Origin of the sequence: uncultured Martelella sp., assembly GCF_963677965.2 — a bacterium.
Taxonomy (GTDB): Bacteria; Pseudomonadota; Alphaproteobacteria; order Rhizobiales; family Rhizobiaceae; genus Martelella; species Martelella mangrovi.
The window spans coordinates 1,189,922-1,208,244 of the sequence record NZ_CAXXFM010000001.1; the positions used below are offsets into that span (position 1 = coordinate 1,189,922).

Here is an 18,323-nt window from a genome sequence, read left to right on the forward strand (position 1 = left end):
GCGGCCTGTTACCATCCCCGACGATGCGCAATGGATGCCTGCCGCTATGACACATCCCGTCTTTCGTCGGCAGGCTTTTCCGTCATCAGCTCAGGCAGAAATGGCCGGGCGAAACCTCGTTGTAGTCCTGCGCTTTCGCCGCATAGTCGAGCGGACGGATCGGGCTTTTCAGATCATCGACCTGACCGCCGCGCTTCATGCCGAGACGGGCGGGATCGGGGATCGGCACGGCCTGCATCAGCTTGCGCGTGTAGGGATGCTGCGGGTTGGAGAAGACGGCATCGCGCGGGCCGATCTCGACGATTTCACCGAGATACATCACCGCCACCTGATGGCTGACGCGTTCGACCACGGCCATGTCGTGGGAGATGAACAGGAAGGCGATATTCATGCTCTCCTGCAGGTCGAGCATCAGGTTGATCACCTGCGCCTTGATCGAGACATCGAGCGCCGACACGCTTTCATCGGCAATGATCACCTTCGGATTGAGTGCAAGCGCGCGGGCGATACAGATGCGCTGGCGCTGACCACCGGAAAACTCGTGCGGATAGCGTTTTGCCATATCCGGCGTCAGACCGACCTTGTCGAGAATGTCGGAAACCATGTCGCGGGCTTCCTGCCGTGTGCCCAGCTTGTGTTCGAGATAGGGTTCGGCAACCGCCTCACCGACCGTCATGCGCGGATTGAGGCTTGCAAACGGGTCCTGAAAGATCATCTGCACCGACTGGCGCAGCTTGCGCATCGACCGCGCATCATAGGCAAGCACATCCTCGCCATCGACCAGCACCTCGCCGCTGTCCGGCTCCAGCAGACGCATCACCGCACGGCCGGTGGTGGATTTTCCGCAACCGGATTCCCCCACAAGCGAGAGCGTTTCACCGGCATGGAGCTTGAACGACACGTTCTCCACCGCATGAACCCGGCCGGCAAGCCGCGAGAACAGGCCGGAATGAATATCGAACCGCACGGAGAGGTTCCGGGCCTCGAGCACCGGTTTTTCGGTGCGCGCAACCGTATCTTTCGACGTTGCCGCAGGCGTGATGTCGCCGGTCCGGACGTCGGTAATCGGAAAGCGCTCCGGCAGCTGCGTACCGGACATCGAGCCAAGCACCGGCACGGCCGACAACAAGGCGCGGGTGTAGGGCTCGCGGCTATTGGCGAAGATATCGCTGGTCTTGCCGCTTTCCACCTGTTCGCCACGGAACATCACCACCGTGCGGTCGGCGATTTCGGCAACCACGCCCATATCATGGGTGATGAACAGGACGGAGGTGCCTTCCTCCTCCTGAAGGGTCTTGATCAGGTCGAGAATCTGGCCCTGAATGGTGACGTCGAGCGCCGTCGTCGGTTCATCGGCGATCAGCAGTTTCGGGCGGGCGGCAAGCGCCATGGCAATCATCACGCGCTGGCGCATGCCGCCGGAAAAGCGGTGCGGATATTCGTCGAAACGGGATGCGGCAGACGGAATGCGCACCTTTTCCAGAAGCCGGATGGTTTCGGCGCGGGCTTCCTTTTTGCTCACATCGCTGTGGCAGCGGATCGCCTCGGAAATCTGGTCGCCGATGGTGAAGAGCGGATTGAGGCTCGTCATCGGCTCCTGAAAGATCATCGAGACATCGGCCCCGCGCGTTGCCCGCATATCCCTGTCGGAAGCCTGCAGCAGGTCGCGACCATCCAGAAGGATGCGGCCTTCAACGCGCGACATGTCGCGCGGCAAAAGCCCCATGATCGAAAGCGACGTCACGCTCTTGCCCGAGCCGCTTTCGCCGACGATCGCGAGCGTTTCCCCCGGCATCACGTCGAAGGAGACATTGCGGACGACGCTGCGCCAGTCGCCTTCCGCATAGAAGGCGGTGGTCAGATTCTGTACCGACAGAACCGGCGTCGTCTGGCTGACATTCGTGTTTGGCTGATGTGTCATTTTGCTGTCCCCTTCGTCGTGTTCCGGTCCTCAGTCAGGCCATTTGAGCAGGCTGTCGAACCGGTGACGGCTCAGGTCTTCGATCGGCGTGGCGATGATGTCGTTGGAGCGCTGGGCGCGGTCCAGTTCCTCGCCGAGACGGCGCGCCACGATGTGCTCCTGCCCGGGATGCAGGTTGCACGGGTCGAGATAGAAATACTGATGTTCGGCCTCGTGATCGCGCACGATGATCGGCGGATCGCCGGCGGCAAGCGCTGCGGCCAGATCCCATGCGGTGATCCGTGCCTCGGCGGGGTTGATCATGACCTTGAGGCGATCAAGCGGGTTCTTGGTCGGATCGGGATCGATCACCGCGTTGATGCCCGGACGACCGTCAAGCGTATCCTTCCAGAGGTCGAGATAGCTCTTTTCGCGGGCGCGAATGCCCTCGTGATCGCGCGTTTCCCAGGCTTCAAGCGCGGCCATGACGCCGAAAATGCTCTCCTTGCCGACCTTCATGCCGCGGCCGATGCCGTAATTCTGGATATAGGCATTGCGGACCATGTCCTTGCGGCCGGCGACGATGCCCGAGGTCGGCCCGCCAAGGAACTTGTGGCCGGAATAAAGCGCCATGTCGGCACCCGTTTCCAGAAAGCCCCTGAGGTCATATTCCGAAGCCGCATCAACGATGACCGGAACGCCGCGGGCATGGGCGATCTCGACGAATTCGCTCAGATGCAGCAGGCCGTAATCGACCACGTGATGGGAGACGACATAAACGGCAGCGGCCGTATTTTCGGTGATCGCGTTTTCCAGATGGAAGCGATGTGTCGAGGTGGCCTGACCGATCGGCACCACCGTGCCGCCGACGAGACGGATGGCCTGATCCACCGGCGCGCCGTAATTGACGATATGGCCAACCTGCACGATGACTTCCTTTTTCGAAGTCGTGGTTTCCGGCAGGCGCTCGACGGCGAGAAGATCGGGGCCGGTGATCGCGCCGGCAACCGCAAGGCTGATGCCCGACGAGCAGGATGCAGTGACGAAGCCGGCTTCCGCGCCGGTCAGCCGTGCAATGATCTCGCCGGCCTTGCGCTGCAGGTCGTTCATCTCGACGAACTGTGTCATGATCTTCGGAACGGCGGCGACGGCTTCCGGAACCGCGATGGACGCGCCAAGGCCGGTCATTGTGCCGGATACGTTGATGACGGGCCGCAGTCCGAGCGACTGCCTGATATCTTCACTCATTGATAGTCTCCGTGGGTCTGTCGAATGCGCCGGGCACAACTCGACAACTGTATCGTAATAATGCAATATCGCCCCGAACTGAGGAACGATCATGACCGAGACGAACGACACCGGCGCCGTTGAACAACCGGCGGAAGCCCCTGAAAAGAAGAAGAAAAGAACCCGTGTCAGCGGCATCGACCGTGTTCTTCAGATCATCGATCATCTTTATGAAACCGGTGAACCGGCCGGTGGTTACGCCATTGCCAAGGCTATCGGCGCGCCGCTTTCGACCATCTACACGATCACCGAGGACCTTGTTGAAAAGGAAGTGCTGACCCGCGCCCATGACGGCACGCTGTGGCTCGGCCCCCGCCTTTACAATTACGGCATCGCCTATGCGCGCTCCGTCGATTTCATGCGGGTGGCCACCCAGGAAATGCATGACCTTTGCCGCCGTGCGGGCGAGACCGTGCAGCTTTGCGGACGCGACGGCCACCACATGCTGGTCATGGCTATGGCCGACGGGCCCAGCCATTTCCAGGTCATGTCGCGCGTCGGCTCGCGCATTCCGCTGAACTGGACCGCGTCCGGCCGGCTTCTGGTCGGCCACATGCCGGAAAAGGACCGCATCGAGCTGTTCAAGCGCGGCGCCCGCGCCTCGCCGACGGGGCGTGCAACCATCGACCCGAAAGAACTGTCCAGCGCGGCGGCGATTGCCTTTAACAACCGGCTTTCGGTTCAGGTCGGCGAATCCGACTATTCCGTTGCCTGCATCGCCTCGCCGATCTGTAACGCTGCGGGGGAATGCACCGCGACGATCTCCATCGTGCTGCCCGAGCAGAAGGCCACCGCTGGCGATGTGCCCTTCGGCGACTATGTCCGCGATTCGGCGGAACGTATCGAGCGGTTGATGGGATGGCGCGAACACTAGGTCTCAGTCCTTCAGAGCGACAATCGCTTCGATTTCAACGGTGATATTGTTCGGGAGCGAACCAAGGCCCACCGCCGAGCGCGCGTGAATGCCGGCCTCGCCGAACACTTCGATGAAGAGATCCGAACAACCGTTGATAACGGCCGGATGCCGGGTGAAATCGGGCGCGGCGTTGACCATGCCGAGGATTTTCACCACATGCTTGATGCGGTCGAGGTCCCCGAGTGCATCCTGCATCACGGCCAGAAGGTTCAGCCCCGTCAGCCTTGCATGCTTGTAGGCATCTTCGACGCTCACATCGCCGCCGACCTTGCCGTAATGTTGCGAACCGTCCTTCTCGCTCGGTCCCTGCCCTGACAGGTAGAGAATATTGCCCTCCTGCTTGAAGGCCGCGAAATTGGCGATCGGCGGCTGCGCGGGCGGGATCTCGATGCCAAGTGTCGCAAGGCGCTCTGCCACGGTTGCGGCTTCGCCCGTCTTGATTGCGGATGTCTGGGACACGAAAACTCCTGTACTTTCAAAATGTGGTGGCTGGCCGCTTTCACGGTCAGCGAAATGCATAATTCTGTCCGTTGTAACCGGCACGCCATGTACCGGGCGTATGGCGCGACGCCTTGACGGCCTTCGTGCCGATAACCGCATAGGCGGGGTCGAACAGGCGCGTCATATGCGCCGGATCGCCGTTGGAATCGACCACGTCCAGCTCTTCATCGATCAGGTTGAAGATGGTGAACTCGGCGCGGGCGCCGGGCGCCAGCAGGTTGTCCATCGGCAGGCCGATGACGGCGGCCGGTGCGTGGGTGACGGCGTCGACAATCTTGTCGAACGGCATGCCGACCGACAGCAGTTTCGACATGGTGGTCGCCATATCCCAGACCGCGCCGTTCAGCGAATGGCCATGCAGGTCGGTCGAAATCGAAAACGGCATCAGGCCGCGTTCGATTGCCGCCTCTGCCACCTTGAACGAGAAGGATGCGCCGCCATGGCCGATATCGAGCCGTATACCCTCGCCGGCGCAGCGCTCGGCCAGATTAAAGAGGTCTTCATCCTCCATGATCGACGAGCCGAGCTTGCCGTTGAAGCAATGGGTGATGATGTCGCCGGGGCCAAGGGCTTCAAGCACATCCTCGTAAAGCGAGGGCGGCTCGCCGACATGCACCATCATCGGCAGTTTCAGGATCTTGGCAATCTTCTTGCCGAGCTTGACGGGCGTGATGCCCCACGAGCCGGTAATGACGTGGCTGGCACGCACCTTGATGCCGATAATGTGCTCGCGGTTTTCCTCGTAGCACTGGAAGATACGGTCGAAATCGACATCCTTGATGTCACGCAGTTCCGGCACCCGGTTGCAGGCAACCAGCCCGATCGAGCCGAGATTGAGGAATGCCTTCACCCGTTCCACGGACGGTTCGATGATATATTCACGGAAGCCGTGGAAATTGGCCTCGCCTGCAGAGCCGGCATCGACCAGCGTGGTCACACCGCGCTCGACGCCGCATTGCGACGGCCTGATCGAGATATCCGTGCCGCCATGCCAGATATGGACATGAAGATCGGTCCAGCCCGGCGAAATCCACGCGCCCGCGCCATCGATGACCGTCATGCCTTCGCCGACCGGCAGACCGGGTCCGGTGGCAGCGATCTTTCCGTCTGCATCGACGGCAATGTCGATCAGGCCGTCCGGTGTACCGGCCCCGAAGGAAACCGGGCGGACATTGCGGATCAGCATGGGTGAACCAGTGTTTTCAAGCGGCATTTGTTAAAGGTCCTTTTTCAGGCGGGGGTCCAGCATATCGCGCAGGCCGTCGCCGACGATCTGAAGAGAGAGAACAGCCAGAATGATGGCCAGCCCCGGAAACAGCGTCATCCAGTCGGCCGCACCCAGATATTGACGGCCGGCGGCAATCATCGTGCCCCAGGTCGGCACTTCCGGGCTGACGCCGAGGCCGAGGAAGGAAAGACCGGCTTCGGCCAGAATGGCATTGGCGAACAGAAAGGTTGCCTGCACCAGAATGGGCGAAATCAGATTGCGCAGCACATGCCGGGTCATGATGTGGCCGGTGGATATACCCATCGAGCGGGCGGCCTCGACAAAGGGCAACTCGCGCAGAACGAGGGTCGAGGCGCGCACGATGCGGGCAAGCCGCGGTGCGTAGACGATCGAGAGCGCAACAATCACCGTCATCAGCGAGGGGCCGAGTGCGGCCACCAGCGCGATGGCCAGCAGGATATCGGGAAACGCCATCATGGCGTCGATCAACCGGGCAATCGGGGTATCGAGGCTTTTGAAGAAGCCTGCAATCAGGCCCAGCGTCACGCCAATGATGGTCGAAAGCGCAACGACTGCCGCGCCGACAAGAAGCGAGAGACGTCCGGCAAAGAGCGTGCGGGCGAAGACATCGCGGCCGAACTCATCCGTGCCGAACCAGTATTCCGCGCCCGGCGGCGTCAGCCGGTTGGCAATCGACAGCTTGTAGGCGGAATGCGGTGTGATCCACGGCGCAAGGGTGGCAAGAGCAACGAATATCAGCAAGACGGCCAGGCCGAATGCCACGCTCTTGCGTTTCAGAAGCTGCCGGATGAATTTCGCCCGTTCACTGCCGGGGCTTGCGACGGTTTGTGTATCGGCCATCAGTAACGCACCCTCGGGTCGACGAGCAGGTAAAGCATGTCGATTGCAAAATTGATAAGGACATAAAGCCCGGCGATCACCAGCAGCGCGCCCTGAATGACGGGGTAGTCGCGCCGGAGCACGGCGGACACCACAAGGCTGCCGACACCGGGAAGCGCAAACACCGTCTCGGTCACCACCGCACCGGCAACCAGCACGGCCGCCGTCAGCCCGAGGACCGTGAGGATCGGGATCAGCGCATTCTTCAGTGCGTGTTTCAGCACCACGCGGCCTTCGGCAAGTCCCTTGGCGCGGGCGGTGCGAATGTAATCGTCATTGAAGACATCGAGCATGGCCGCGCGGGTAAACCGCAGGATCAGCGCGGAAGACACCACGCCAAGCGACACCGCCGGCAGGACCAGATGATGCAGCCGGTCCCAGAAACTGGCGCCGGGCCCGCCATAGCCGGAAACGGGGAAAACCCCGAAACGCACCGCAAACACCTGAATGAGAATAAGCCCCAGCCAGAAACTCGGCACGCTCGCCGCCGTCATCGCCACGACGGTCGAAGCCTGGTCGACGAAGGAACCGCGCCGGTAGGCGGCATAAATGCCGACCGGCAGCGCGATGACCGCGGCAAGCAGAAGCGAGAACATCGTCAGGAAGAAAGTCGGTTCGGCGCGCTGTGCCAGCGCCGTGGTCACCGGGATATTGAGGAAGATGGAGCGGCCGAGATTGCCCTGCAGCATCTGCCCGATATAGATGACATATTGCTGGAGGATCGACTGGTCGAGACCGAGCCGCGATCGCAGTTCGGCAATGTCCTGCGGTGTCGCATCCGGCCCGAGCATCACGGCGGCCGGGTCACCCGGCGTGACGCGCACGATGACGAACACGATGGTCACGACCAGAAACATCACGACGATCATTCCAAACAGGCGTTTGAGAATATACCGGATCATGAATTCGTTTTCCTGTTTCGGCAGCCCGGCCGGGCCGGGACGGTACGGTCTTCAAAGGGCATTGTTCGCAATCACGCCTTTCAGCCAGTGATACGAGGCCTTAGGGATGCGCTGCAGCGTCGGATAGTCGACATAGACGAGCCCGAAACGCTTGGAATAACCGCGCCCCCATTCGAAATTATCCATCAGCGACCAGGCGAAATAGCCGCGCACATCATGGCCTTCATCGATCGCATCAAGCAGCGCGCCAAGATATCTGTCGAAATAGCGGATGCGGTCATTGTCGATCACCGTACGGTCGGATCTCAGCATATCAGGATAGGACGCGCCATTCTCCGTAATATAGATGACCGGCTTGCCGTAACGATTGCTGGTGTCGCGGATCTGCTCGAGGAAGGCATCCGGATCGACGATCCAGTTGACGTCGGTAAGCGGCCCCATGCCGGACGGCGGCATGACCTCGGAATAGCCCAGCGTGGCATTCGGATTGGGCGCGACGAAGACCGGGTTGTAATGATTGAGACCGAAGAAATCGAGTTTCTGGCTGATCTCCTCCATGTCACCAGGCTGGATCAGCGGTTCGATCTTTTCGGCAATCGGTTCGGGATAGGTGCCGAGCCACAGCGGATCGACCATCACCCGGCGCCACATGCAGTCACCGAAAATGCGCGCTTCTTCGTGGGCGGCATCGTCATAATGCGGGCGGACGGGTCCGAGCGAGACAATATTGCCGATTTCGGCATCCGGCGCTTCGGCACGCACGGCGGACACCGTCTTGCCGTGGGCGAGATTGAGATTGTGGATCGCCTGAAGGCAGGCATCGTAATTCTGCTTGCCCGGCGCATGGCGACCGAGATTATAGGCAACCCACGGAATGACGTTCGGCTCGTTGATCGGCGCGAAGCGCTTCACCCGGTCTCCGAAGCGGCGGATGACCTCGGCGGCATAATCACCGAAGATTTTTGCCGTCTCGCGCGAACGCCAGCCGCCGGCTTCCTCGATCGGCACAGGCATGTCCCAGTGGTGCAGACAGATCCAGGGTTCGATGCCTTCATGCAGCATCAGGTCGATCAGCCGGTCGTAGAAATCGACGCCAAGCTGGTTCACCTGCCCCTTGCCTTCGGGGAAGATACGCGGCCAGGCGGTCGACAGCCGGAAGGCCTTGACGCCAAGCCCACGCATCAGCGCGACATCTTCGGGATAGCGGTGATAGTGATCGCAGGAAATATCGGCGGTATCGCCGTTGACGATGTTGCCCGGCACTTTCGCGTAAGTGTCCCAGACGCTCGGACCGCGACCATCGGTTTCGGTCGCGCCTTCGGTCTGATAGGCGGAGGCGGCAGCCCCCCAGAGAAAATCGGGTGGAAAGTTTCGGGCCATCAGTCAGCTTTCGGAAAGGGATACCGGAGCGGCGCGGTCATCGCGGCATCCGGCGACACAACATAATCGGCAGGGGTGTCCCCGGCGCGATTGCCGGAAACACCGTTCTTTTCTTGAAGGAAGGCGGCTTATTTGCCGTTTTCCGTGCTGACGTTCCAGAAATAGGGCCAGGGCGAAGGCTGGAAGTCTTCCAGCGTCACCGCTTCGGCGCTCAGCGAGTTGAAATCGCCGACCTTGAAGACGGGCGCGTCTTCGTAAAAGGCCTTCTGAACCTCGGCAAAGAGTTCCTTGCGTTTTTCCGGATCGGATTCCGCCAGGAACGGCCCGGTTACAGCATGCTTGGCATCGGACGCCCACCAGCCCGGATAGTCATCCGACATCCAGCCGTTCAGCGCCGGTTCGGCCGGGAACGGACCATGGGTGATGAAGATATCCCAAAGGGCCGGATCGGCACGGCGCTGGGTCAGCGTCGCCCAGTCATAGACTTCCAGCTCGACCGGGAAACCCGCCATCTTCAGATATTCGGCAGCGACCTGCGCCATCTTGTAGTGGAACTCGTACTGGCGGCTGGTCAGGATGCGCAGCGGGCTGCCATCATAACCGGCTTCCTCGAGCATCTCCTTGGCGGCCATCGGATCGCCGTCGCCATAGCGCTCGATCCCGTCTTCGGTGTGCCAGACATAATTGTCGGGATAAAGCGCACCGTTGACAGCGAAGAACTTCGGATCACCAAAGGCTGCAAGCAGCATGTCTTCCGGGTTCAGCGCTTCCTGAACAGCATGGCGGATGCCCTTGTTGGTCATCATGCCTTCTTTGGTGTTCATCACGAAGACCGGCGCGCCGTAAGGATCGAGCACGACCGGAACGGCCTGGTCGGAGTCCTCAATGCGGCTGAAATTCTCGGTCGGCAGCGATTCGGCAAAGTCGAACTGGCCGGAAACGATGCCTTCAAGACGCGTGTTGGGGTCGGAAACCGGAACAAACCGGATCTCGTCCAGCACGGCTTCGCGCTTGCCGCTGAAGCCATTGGCAGCTTCCGAACGGGCCGCGTAATCGTCGAAGCGCACAAGCTGGATATACTGGTCGGGGCGATGCTCCTTCAGCATATAGGGGCCGGTACCGATGAATTTCGTCAGCGGTTCGGCCAGGTTTTCCTTCGGCATGATGACAGCAGCCGAATTGTTGAAGGCCAGCAGCGACATCAGCGGCGCATAGGGCTCGTTGAGCACGATCTGCACACTGTCGTCACCGGTCGCCGTCACTTCCTTGATGTAAGGGGCGGCCTGTTTGCCGCGCGAGGCGATATCCATCCAGCGTTCGATGGCAGCAACGACATCGCTGGAATCCATGATCGTCCCGTCATGGAACGGCACATCATCGCGAAGCGTGATGTCGTAGACCGTTCCGTCCTCCGAAATCTCCGGCATGGTGGCGGCCAGAAGCGGAACGACGTTCCACTGATCGTCATAGGTAAACAGCGTTTCGAAAATGTGCTGGGTGGTCATGCCGACCACATCGGCGGTCGAGGCCATCGGGTCGAGTGTCGGCGGCTCACCGATGGTCGCAACATCAATGATGCCGTCGGCCAGAGCGGCAGCCGGTGCAAGCGGCAGAATCATGCAGGTCGCTGCAAGCAGCAGTCGTTTCATCATGAGGAAGTTCCCTTCATTTATTCCGTTATAATGGCATAACAGTTATTATTATGACATTAGTGGCCAGAACGGCGCAGCTGTCAAGTACCCGCTTCAACTTTCCGCGAACGGCGTTTAGAGGCAGCCGAATGGATCGCAACGGCTCGATCTCGCTCCATTTGAAATGACTCTGGACAGGCGCCAGCGCACGGTTTCGAGCACAGCCTCCCCGACGCGCTACCGGCTCATAAGGCTTGATACAGAAGGGTTTTTCACGATGGAAAACCATGCCGCCCACGCCTGCATGACCGACCATCCGGGAGCATGCCTCGACCAGGGCAAAGATTATTCTTTACGCAAAAAGGACCAGTGCATAATAAATTGACATACTCCCAAAATTTCTCTAGTTGGAAAAAAGTTTTCCCTTTCGAGATAGCGAAGGACCTCCCGCATGCCGCATATCAAGACTTTTCTCCGGGCCGGCGCGGTTGCCGCCCTGTTTTCGCTGCCCGCTCTTTCCGTCCATGCCGAGGAAACCTTCGTCGTTTCCAACTGGGGCTATTCCAACGATTTCTACGAACCCTTCATTTTCGAACCCTTCGAGAAGGAGCATGACGTCAGGATCGTGGTCGAGACCGGCGGCGCGCCGGAGCGGCTGAACAAGGCCCGGATCCGCGGCGGTGTGGATGTCATTCTTTTGACCGACAAGTTCTCCCAGATCGGCATCGATCAGGGCGCTTTCGAAAAGATCGATTCCTCGAAGCTTTCCAATCTCGATGAACTCTACGATGCCGCCCAGCACCCGCAGGGCGAGTACGGCCCGGCCTATACATTCGGCCGCTACGGCATCGTCTATGACAAGACCCGCACCGATACGCCGATCACCTCGTGGTGCGACCTGTGGCGTGAAGACTTCGAGGGCTCGATCGCCATGCCCGCCTTCAACACCACCGGCGGTCCGCTGACGGTGATGATGGCCGCAAAATGCGTCGGCACGGATGCCTTTGACGATCCGGATGCGGCCTTTGCCAAGATGGCGGAGCTGAAGCCGAATATCGTCAAGACCTTCTCGTCCGGCTCGGAACTGACCAACCTGCTTTCCACCGGCGAAGCCTTTATCGGCCTGGCGCAGGATTATGCCTTCCCGGCCATCCAGTCGGCCAACCCGAATATCGGCTGGGCCGAGCTGAAGGAAGGCGATTTCCGGATGATGAACACCTACAACATCCCGAAAAACGCCAAGCACAAGGACCTGGCGCTGGCCTTCATCGACTTCTCGCTGTCCCGGCAGGCCCAGAAGGATGCGGCCGTCGAACTGGTCAGCGGCTCCGGCCCGGTCAACAAGACCGTCGAACTGACGCCGGAAGAAGCCTCTAAGCTCGTCTATGGCGAAAAGGCCGTGCTCAGCATGCAGCCGACGCCCTATGACAAGCTGCTGAAGGTCAATGACGACTGGGAACGCCGATGGAACGACGTGTTCGGACGCTGACGGACGCAAAGTTGACCTCCCGCGTTTCCCCCGCACAGCGCATCAGCGCGCTTGGCCCGTGGTTGCTGGTTCTGCCGGCAACCGCGGTGCTCGTTTTCATTCTGGTCATCCCGGTGGCCGGAACCCTTGCCGAGAGCTTTTCCAACCCGGCAGGCCTGTTCGCCAATTATCGCGACTTCTTCGCCGACGATTATAACCGCACGGTGATGATCCGTTCGTTCCGCATCGCCTTTCTGTCGACGGTAACGGCGCTGATCCTCGGCTTCGCCGGCGCCTACATGATCGCCAATGCGTCACCGGGCCTCAAGCGCGTGCTGCTGATCCTGTCGGTGTTTCCGCTGCTGACCAGCGTGGTCGTGCGCTCCTTCTCCTTCATGGCCATCCTCGGCCGCAACGGCGTCGTCAACACGCTTTTGATGAAGGCGGGGCTGATCAGCGAACCGCTTGAAATGCTGTTCACGCAGGGCGCGGTGATTGCCGGTCTTGCCTATCTGTTCACGCCGCTGATGATCCTGTCGCTGGTCGGCGTTCTCGAGAATATCGAGGACGATCTCTACCTTGCCGCCGGTTCGCTCGGCGCGTCGCCGGTTTCGGTGTTCTTCCAGGTCACCCTGCCGCTGGCCGTGCCCGGCATGATCGTCGGCTCGATCCTCGTCTTTACCGGGTCACTCGCCACCTTCGTCACGCCGACGTTGCTGGGCGGCGAGCCGCAGATGACGCTGGCGACACTGCTTTACCAGAAGGCGATGATCTCGTTCGACTGGGGTGTGGCCAACACCATTGCCGCGATCATGATGGGTACCGCGATCTTCTGCGTGGTCGTGCTCGGCACCATCGCCGGCAGAATGACGGCCCGGAGGGCAGCATCATGACCGGACGCCGCATTCATCCACTTTCAAAGGCCTTCGGCTGGCTGGTCATCCTGTTTCTGGCAGGCCCGATCGTTATCGTCATCGGCACATCGGTCAGCGATACCCGCTACCTGGCGTTTCCGCCGCAGGGCTTCACGCTCAAATGGTATGCCAATGTGTTCAACCATTCGGGCTTTCTCGACACCTTCATCATCTCGATGCAGGTGGCCGTCGGCGGCACGCTGATCGCGCTCGTCACCGGACTGGCAGCCGCCTATGCGCTGAACCGCTACCGGATGAAAATTCCCGGCTGGTATGGCTCGGTGTTCTTCCTGCCGTTCTTCATTCCGGAAATCGTCTTCGGCTTTTCGCTGCTGAAAACCCTGATCGTGCAGTTCGAACTGCCGATCCTGCCGTCGCTGATCCTCGGCCATGCGATCCTGTGCCTGCCCTATATGGTGCGGGTCATCGGCGCCAGCCTTGCCGGTTTCGACTTCTCGATTCAGGAAGCCGCCGTCAGCCTGGGTATGCATCCGGCAAAGGCGTTCTGGACCATTGTCCTGCCGAATATCCGCTCCGGCGTGATCGCCGGCATGGTGCTCGCCTTCATCACCTCGCTGAATGATATGGCGGTGGCGCTGTTTCTGACCGGTCCCGGCATTTCCACGTTGCCGATCGAAGTCTTCACCTATGTCCAGCAGTTTTTCGATCCGACCGTCAGCGCCGTTTCCGTGCTTCTGATGGGCGTCACCATTCTCGTCATGGTGCTGATCGAACGCAGTCTCGGTCTGTCGAAGACCGTTCAATAGGAGTTCAAATGGCTGAAAACGCCGTCATTCTGAACAATGTCACCGCCCATTACGGCACGACGCAGGTTCTCCATGGGCTGAACCTTTCCGTTGGCGAGGGCGAACTGGTTTCGCTTCTGGGCTCCAGCGGCTGCGGCAAGACGACGACGCTGCGCCTGCTCGCCGGTTTCCTGCAGCCCACCGGCGGCAGCATTTCGGTTGCCGGACGCGATGTCACCGGCCTGCCGCCGCACAAGCGCGATGCCGGCATCGTGTTCCAGAACTATGCGCTGTTCCCGCATCTTTCCGTTGCCGAAAATGTCGGCTTCGGGCTGAAACAGCGCAAGGTGGCCACGGCCGAACGGGAAAGGCGCGTTGCCGACATGCTGGCCCGCGTCGGGCTGACGGGCTTTGCCGACCGCCTGCCCGCCGCCCTTTCCGGCGGCCAGCGCCAGCGCGTTGCCGTGGCCCGCGCGCTTGCCGTCGACCCGCCGCTCTTGATGTTCGACGAACCGCTTTCCAATCTCGACGCCAAGCTGCGCGTCGACATGCGGGTGGAAATCCGCGAGCTGCAGAAGGCCAACAACCGCACCGCCATCTACGTGACCCACGATCAGGAAGAGGCATTTTCCATTTCCGACCGCGTGGCGATCATGAATGCAGGCAACATCGTCCAACTCGATACGCCGGAAGTGCTCTATACGCGACCGGTCAACGCCTTCGTCGCCCGCTTCGTCGGCTTCGACAATCTGATCGCCATGCGGGTGATCCGCAGGGATGGCGCAAAGGTGACGGCGGCGCTGGAAAATGGCGGCGAAATCGTCCTCGACGAGGCCCAGACCGGGCCGCTGCCCGAGCGCTTCACCATCGGCGCGCGCCCGGAAGGGCTGACGCTCACCGATGCGGGCAGCGCCAATGCCATTGCCGGAACGACGCATATGCGTTCCTATCTCGGCCGCGCCTATCAGTACAAGATCGAAACTTCGGCCGGCGTGCTGATCGCCAACGGCCCGCTGCAAAACCCGATCGATGCCGGGCAGAATGTCGGCCTTGCCTTCGATTTCGCCCATTGCTGCATTCTCGAGGATGCCGGGGAAACGCCATGAGCCGGACCCTTGTCGCCGCCGCCGCACAGATGGGGCCGATTGCCCGTTCGGACACGCGCAAGGCCGTTATCGAACGGCTGATCGCACTTTTAGGCGAGGCATCCTCCCGCGGGGCGGAACTCGTGGTTTTTCCCGAGCTGACGCTGACGACATTCTTTCCGCGCTGGCACATGACCGACCCGGCGGAAATCGACGCTTTCTATGAAACCGAGATGCCGGGGCCGGAAACGCAAAAGCTTTTCGACGCGGCAAAGCGGCTGAAGATCGGCTTTTATCTCGGCTATGCGGAACTGGCCGTCGCGGATGGCGTAAAGCACCGCTACAACACATCCGTTCTGGTTGACCGCGACGGCAAGATCGTCGGCAAATACCGCAAGATCCATCTGCCGGGCTGGGATACACCGCAGCCGGACATGGCGTCCCAGCATCTGGAAAAATACTATTTCGAACCCGGCAATCTCGGCTTCAACGTGTTCGAGACGATGGGAACGCGCATCGGCATGGCGATCTGCAATGACCGCCGCTGGCCGGAAACCTATCGGGTGATGGCGCTGAAGGGGTCGGAAATGATCCTCGTCGGCTACAACACGCCGGACGACCATACCGGCAATTTCGACTTCGACAGCCTGACGCAGTTTCACAATCAGCTGTCGATCCAGGCGGGCGCCTACCAGAATTCCAACTGGGTCATCGCGACGGCCAAGGCGGGCCATGAGGAGGGCTCGAACCTGATCGGCCAGTCGATGATTGTCGCCCCCTCCGGCCAGATCGTCGCCATGGCGGTGTCGACCGCCGACGAAGTGGTGGTGGCGAAATGCGATCTCGACATGGCGAAGCTCTACCGCAAGACCATTTTCGACTTTGCCCGTCACCGCGAGCCGGAACAGTACCGGCTGATTGTCGAGACAAAGGGACCGGTCACGGACTGATTGAATGCAAGATCCGAAGCATGGGGAGGAACGACAATGAGCCAGCCGGAACCGGCATCTGCCAGCGAACAGACCGAAGCCAGTTCGGTCTCCCGCATCCTGTCCGACCTGCGCCGTGAAAACGGCTGGACGCTTGCCGAAGTGTCGAAACGGACCGGCGTTTCGATTTCAGCGCTTTCCAAGATCGAAAACGGCCAGAGCCAGCCCGCCTATTCCGTGCTGACCCGGCTTTCGGGCGGCCTCGGCCTCGATTTTGCCGATCTTCTGGAGGGAAAGGCCGCGCGCCCGAGCTTTGCCCGCGCCGCCCGCGCCATTACCCGAAAGGGCGAAGGCCGGCATCTGGAAAACGACATGGGCGCCTACCGGATGCTCTCCACCGAGCTTGCGGATAAGGCGCTGACGCCGATGGTGATCGATATCCCGCCGCGTGACGACAACACGACGCCTGCCCGCAGCACCCACAGCGGCGAGGAATTCGTCTATGTGCTTACCGGCGATGTGATTTTCGAAATGTCGCCCTATGCGCCGGTCTTGCTGGCGGAAGGCGATACCGTCTATTTCGACGCCGCCTCCGAGCACGGGTTTTATGCCGTAGGCCCCGGCAATGCCCGCATTCTTTCCATCTGCTATTCCGGTTCGGGCGATGCGCCGGACCAGTTCACGGTGTCCTCATGATCGATGCAAGTTCCGAAGTCCGGCTGCGCCAGCAGCTGACCCTTGTCGCGCTCGCTAAAGCCCCTGCCGACCGTATCCTGAGGGTCGGCAGGCTGCTCGACACGGCGACGCGGACATGGAGCGACAATCAGGAAATCGTCATCTCCGGCGACCGGATCGCCTATGTCGGCCCCGCCGGCTCATGGCCCGGCCATTGCGATGTCATTGACGAGCGCCCCGACCTGATGGCGATCCCCGGCCTTGGCGAGGTGCACAAGCATATCGAAAGTTCGCATCTGACGCCGGAATGGGAGGCGGCGCTGGTGATGCCGCGCGGCAATACCTGGACCTGCGAGGCGAGTCACGAATTTTCCAATGTGCGCGGCTCCAAGACGCTCGATTTCTGGATGACGGCGCGGGCCAACGGCTCACCGCTGAAGATCTTTCCGCTGCCGGGTTCCGCCGTGCCGCCGACGGCCTATGAGCATGGCGGCGGTTGGCTTGGCCATGACGAGCAGCGCGATTTTCTGGCGGGCAGCCTGATGGTGGCAGGCCTTGACGAGGTGATGGACTGGCCGGCCGTCTGGAACCCGGAAAACGCCTCCCATGACCGGCTCTGGGGTATGATCGAGGCCACCTTCGCCGCGCGCGGCGTGGTCGAGGGCCATGCCGCCGGAATCAGGGACCTGCCGACCATCAACGCCTTTGCCGCCGCCGGCCTTGCCTCCGACCACGAAGCGTGGACGGCAGAGGAATTCTGGGACAAGCTCACCCACGGCCTGTTTGCGGAACTGAGACCGCATTCCATGCCCGATGTCATCAAGGGGCTTCTGGATCGCGGCCTTGCCGACTGGTCGCAGATCGCCTTTGCGACGGATGACCGTTCCGCCTCGGAAACCCTCAAGAAGGGCGCGACCGACTACAACGTCCGCCTCGCCATCCAGTCCGGCCTCGCCCCCGAAATCGCCATTCAGTGCGTCACCATCAACCCAGCCCGACACATGCGGCTGACGCCATGGGTCGGTACGATCGCGCCGGGCCGGTTTGCCGATATCGTTCTCCTGTCCGACCTCGAAAGTTTTGAAATCGCCGAGGTCTGGGCCGATGGAAAACAGGTCTCGAAGGGCAAGGACTATGTTCTCCCGGTTCCCGAGATCGACTGGCCGGACTGGGCGAAGAACACGGTACAGGCCGGCGGCCCCTTCAGCGCTGACGATTTCGCGATTGCAGCCGAACCGGGCCGCGAAACGATGACGGCGGCGGTGCTGCGCCCGTTCCACTGGGAAGACGATTTCCTGACCTTTGAACTGCCGGTGGAAGACGGCCTCGTGCAGCGCGATACGGCCCGCAACATCACCAAATTCGCCATTGTCGACCGGTTTTCCGGCAAAAAGTCCGTCTCGAAAATGTTCTGGGCCGGCACGGGACCGAAAACGCCGGATTGCGCGCTGGCAAGCTCGCTCGCCCATGACAAGCACAATATCTGGTGCGTCGGCTCATCGGATGCGGCGATGGCGGCAGCCGTCAACGCACTTGGCGAAATCGGCGGCGGCTGGGCGCTGGTGCGCGACAACACGGTGGTTGCCACCGTGCGCTACGAGATTGCCGGGCTGATGTCGCAGCGCTCCGCCGAAGATCTCGATGCCGAAATGCAGCAGCTTTATGCCGAGGGTGAGAAGATCGAATGGATGTTCGAACCGTCATCCTCGCCGCGCTGGTGGCCGGGCTTCCCGGAACGCCTCGCCTTCGCAACGCTCACCTGCGCGCCCTGGCGCTGGGTTCTAGTGGCGCCGTCGGACTATGCGCCCGAGGGCCTCGTCAATGTCGCGACCGGCGCAACACACAAGGTGGTCTGGTAGGT

At 61.1% G+C, this 18,323-nt stretch carries 16 protein-coding genes; 8 read left to right on the forward strand and 8 right to left on the reverse strand.

The features are described from left to right. Nucleotides 1–85 precede the first annotated feature (85 nt). Both ACHZCU_RS05710 and ACHZCU_RS05715 read right to left on the reverse strand, forming a co-directional pair. On the reverse strand, nt 86–1,921 hold the full coding sequence (locus tag ACHZCU_RS05710; protein WP_319518012.1) for an ABC transporter ATP-binding protein: 1,836 nt from the start codon (nt 1,919–1,921) through the stop codon (nt 86–88). Between the two features lie 30 nt (nt 1,922–1,951). Further along, the gene (locus ACHZCU_RS05715; protein WP_319518013.1) at nt 1,952–3,148 is read right to left on the reverse strand and encodes an aminotransferase class V-fold PLP-dependent enzyme; all 1,197 of its coding nucleotides are present in this window, start codon (nt 3,146–3,148) and stop codon (nt 1,952–1,954) included. 91 nt (nt 3,149–3,239) lie between these two features. Here ACHZCU_RS05715 and ACHZCU_RS05720 point away from each other — a divergent pair, with 91 nt between their 5' ends. Then, nucleotides 3,240–4,061 carry an IclR family transcriptional regulator gene (locus ACHZCU_RS05720; protein ID WP_319518014.1) on the forward strand — a complete coding sequence of 274 codons (822 nt, stop codon included), beginning with the start codon at nt 3,240–3,242 and terminating at the stop codon, nt 4,059–4,061. A gap of 3 nt (nt 4,062–4,064) precedes the next feature. Here the strand turns inward: ACHZCU_RS05720 and ACHZCU_RS05725 are convergent, their stop codons facing one another. From ACHZCU_RS05725 to ACHZCU_RS05750, 6 genes are all read right to left on the reverse strand, one after another. Further along, on the reverse strand, nt 4,065–4,622 hold the full coding sequence (locus tag ACHZCU_RS05725) for a RidA family protein (protein ID WP_394706028.1): 558 nt from the start codon (nt 4,620–4,622) through the stop codon (nt 4,065–4,067). Then, nucleotides 4,609–5,817, reverse strand: a complete 1,209-nt coding sequence (locus ACHZCU_RS05730; protein WP_319518016.1) for an amidohydrolase/deacetylase family metallohydrolase — start codon at nt 5,815–5,817, stop codon at nt 4,609–4,611. The genes ACHZCU_RS05725 and ACHZCU_RS05730 overlap by 14 nt, the downstream gene beginning before the upstream one ends. A 3-nt stretch (nt 5,818–5,820) precedes the next feature. Beyond that, complete coding sequence (locus tag ACHZCU_RS05735) at nt 5,821–6,693, reverse strand: ABC transporter permease (RefSeq protein WP_319518017.1); 873 nt, start codon at nt 6,691–6,693, stop codon at nt 5,821–5,823. Continuing rightward, nucleotides 6,693–7,634 (reverse strand): ABC transporter permease, encoded by a 942-nt coding sequence (locus ACHZCU_RS05740; RefSeq protein WP_181190772.1) that lies wholly within the window; start codon nt 7,632–7,634, stop codon nt 6,693–6,695. The genes ACHZCU_RS05735 and ACHZCU_RS05740 overlap by 1 nt, the downstream gene beginning before the upstream one ends. Before the next feature lie 51 nt (nt 7,635–7,685). Continuing rightward, on the reverse strand, nt 7,686–9,014 hold the full coding sequence (locus ACHZCU_RS05745) for a GH1 family beta-glucosidase (protein WP_319518018.1): 1,329 nt from the start codon (nt 9,012–9,014) through the stop codon (nt 7,686–7,688). Nucleotides 9,015–9,142: 128 nt separating this feature from the next. Beyond that, nucleotides 9,143–10,666 (reverse strand): ABC transporter substrate-binding protein, encoded by a 1,524-nt coding sequence (locus ACHZCU_RS05750; RefSeq protein ID WP_106307459.1) that lies wholly within the window; start codon nt 10,664–10,666, stop codon nt 9,143–9,145. A gap of 430 nt (nt 10,667–11,096) precedes the next feature. Between ACHZCU_RS05750 and ACHZCU_RS05755 the strand changes: the two genes are divergently transcribed. From ACHZCU_RS05755 to ACHZCU_RS05785, 7 genes are read left to right on the forward strand one after another with little or no spacing between them, the layout of a single operon-like run. Beyond that, nucleotides 11,097–12,134, forward strand: coding sequence for an ABC transporter substrate-binding protein (locus ACHZCU_RS05755; RefSeq protein ID WP_319518019.1), 1,038 nt, complete (start codon nt 11,097–11,099; stop codon nt 12,132–12,134). Further along, nucleotides 12,110–13,006, forward strand: a complete 897-nt coding sequence (locus ACHZCU_RS05760) for an ABC transporter permease (protein WP_319518020.1) — start codon at nt 12,110–12,112, stop codon at nt 13,004–13,006. The genes ACHZCU_RS05755 and ACHZCU_RS05760 overlap by 25 nt, the downstream gene beginning before the upstream one ends. Next, nucleotides 13,003–13,794, forward strand: a complete 792-nt coding sequence (locus ACHZCU_RS05765) for an ABC transporter permease (protein ID WP_106307465.1) — start codon at nt 13,003–13,005, stop codon at nt 13,792–13,794. The genes ACHZCU_RS05760 and ACHZCU_RS05765 overlap by 4 nt, the downstream gene beginning before the upstream one ends. A gap of 8 nt (nt 13,795–13,802) precedes the next feature. Next, a complete protein-coding gene (locus ACHZCU_RS05770; RefSeq protein WP_319518021.1) occupies nt 13,803–14,879 on the forward strand; it encodes an ABC transporter ATP-binding protein in 1,077 nt (358 codons plus the stop codon). Beyond that, complete coding sequence (locus ACHZCU_RS05775; protein WP_319518022.1) at nt 14,876–15,808, forward strand: N-carbamoyl-D-amino-acid hydrolase; 933 nt, start codon at nt 14,876–14,878, stop codon at nt 15,806–15,808. The genes ACHZCU_RS05770 and ACHZCU_RS05775 overlap by 4 nt, the downstream gene beginning before the upstream one ends. Before the next feature lie 36 nt (nt 15,809–15,844). Continuing rightward, nucleotides 15,845–16,483: an XRE family transcriptional regulator gene (locus ACHZCU_RS05780; protein WP_319518023.1), complete on the forward strand. Its 639-nt coding sequence runs from the start codon at nt 15,845–15,847 to the stop codon at nt 16,481–16,483. Next, nucleotides 16,480–18,321: an adenine deaminase C-terminal domain-containing protein gene (locus ACHZCU_RS05785; protein WP_319518024.1), complete on the forward strand. Its 1,842-nt coding sequence runs from the start codon at nt 16,480–16,482 to the stop codon at nt 18,319–18,321. Before ACHZCU_RS05780 ends, ACHZCU_RS05785 begins: the two co-directional genes overlap by 4 nt. Nucleotides 18,322–18,323 lie beyond the last annotated feature (2 nt).

Excerpts from the sequence above, each read along its gene's own strand:
- ACHZCU_RS05745 (WP_319518018.1), bottom strand. The coding sequence starts at position 9,014 with ATGGCCCGAAACTTTCCACCCGATTTTCTCTGGGGGGCTGCCGCCTCC.
- ACHZCU_RS05720 (WP_319518014.1), top strand. The coding sequence starts at position 3,240 with ATGACCGAGACGAACGACACCGGCGCCGTTGAACAACCGGCGGAAGCC.
- ACHZCU_RS05785 (WP_319518024.1), top strand. The coding sequence starts at position 16,480 with ATGATCGATGCAAGTTCCGAAGTCCGGCTGCGCCAGCAGCTGACCCTT.
- ACHZCU_RS05780 (WP_319518023.1), top strand. The coding sequence starts at position 15,845 with ATGAGCCAGCCGGAACCGGCATCTGCCAGCGAACAGACCGAAGCCAGT.
- ACHZCU_RS05725 (WP_394706028.1), bottom strand. The coding sequence starts at position 4,622 with ATGCATTTCGCTGACCGTGAAAGCGGCCAGCCACCACATTTTGAAAGT.
- ACHZCU_RS05740 (WP_181190772.1), bottom strand. The coding sequence starts at position 7,634 with ATGATCCGGTATATTCTCAAACGCCTGTTTGGAATGATCGTCGTGATG.
- ACHZCU_RS05765 (WP_106307465.1), top strand. The coding sequence starts at position 13,003 with ATGACCGGACGCCGCATTCATCCACTTTCAAAGGCCTTCGGCTGGCTG.
- ACHZCU_RS05750 (WP_106307459.1), bottom strand. The coding sequence starts at position 10,666 with ATGATGAAACGACTGCTGCTTGCAGCGACCTGCATGATTCTGCCGCTT.
- ACHZCU_RS05710 (WP_319518012.1), bottom strand. The coding sequence starts at position 1,921 with ATGACACATCAGCCAAACACGAATGTCAGCCAGACGACGCCGGTTCTG.
- ACHZCU_RS05715 (WP_319518013.1), bottom strand. The coding sequence starts at position 3,148 with ATGAGTGAAGATATCAGGCAGTCGCTCGGACTGCGGCCCGTCATCAAC.
- ACHZCU_RS05775 (WP_319518022.1), top strand. The coding sequence starts at position 14,876 with ATGAGCCGGACCCTTGTCGCCGCCGCCGCACAGATGGGGCCGATTGCC.
- ACHZCU_RS05735 (WP_319518017.1), bottom strand. The coding sequence starts at position 6,693 with ATGGCCGATACACAAACCGTCGCAAGCCCCGGCAGTGAACGGGCGAAA.
- ACHZCU_RS05770 (WP_319518021.1), top strand. The coding sequence starts at position 13,803 with ATGGCTGAAAACGCCGTCATTCTGAACAATGTCACCGCCCATTACGGC.
- ACHZCU_RS05755 (WP_319518019.1), top strand. The coding sequence starts at position 11,097 with ATGCCGCATATCAAGACTTTTCTCCGGGCCGGCGCGGTTGCCGCCCTG.
- ACHZCU_RS05760 (WP_319518020.1), top strand. The coding sequence starts at position 12,110 with ATGGAACGACGTGTTCGGACGCTGACGGACGCAAAGTTGACCTCCCGC.
- ACHZCU_RS05730 (WP_319518016.1), bottom strand. The coding sequence starts at position 5,817 with ATGCCGCTTGAAAACACTGGTTCACCCATGCTGATCCGCAATGTCCGC.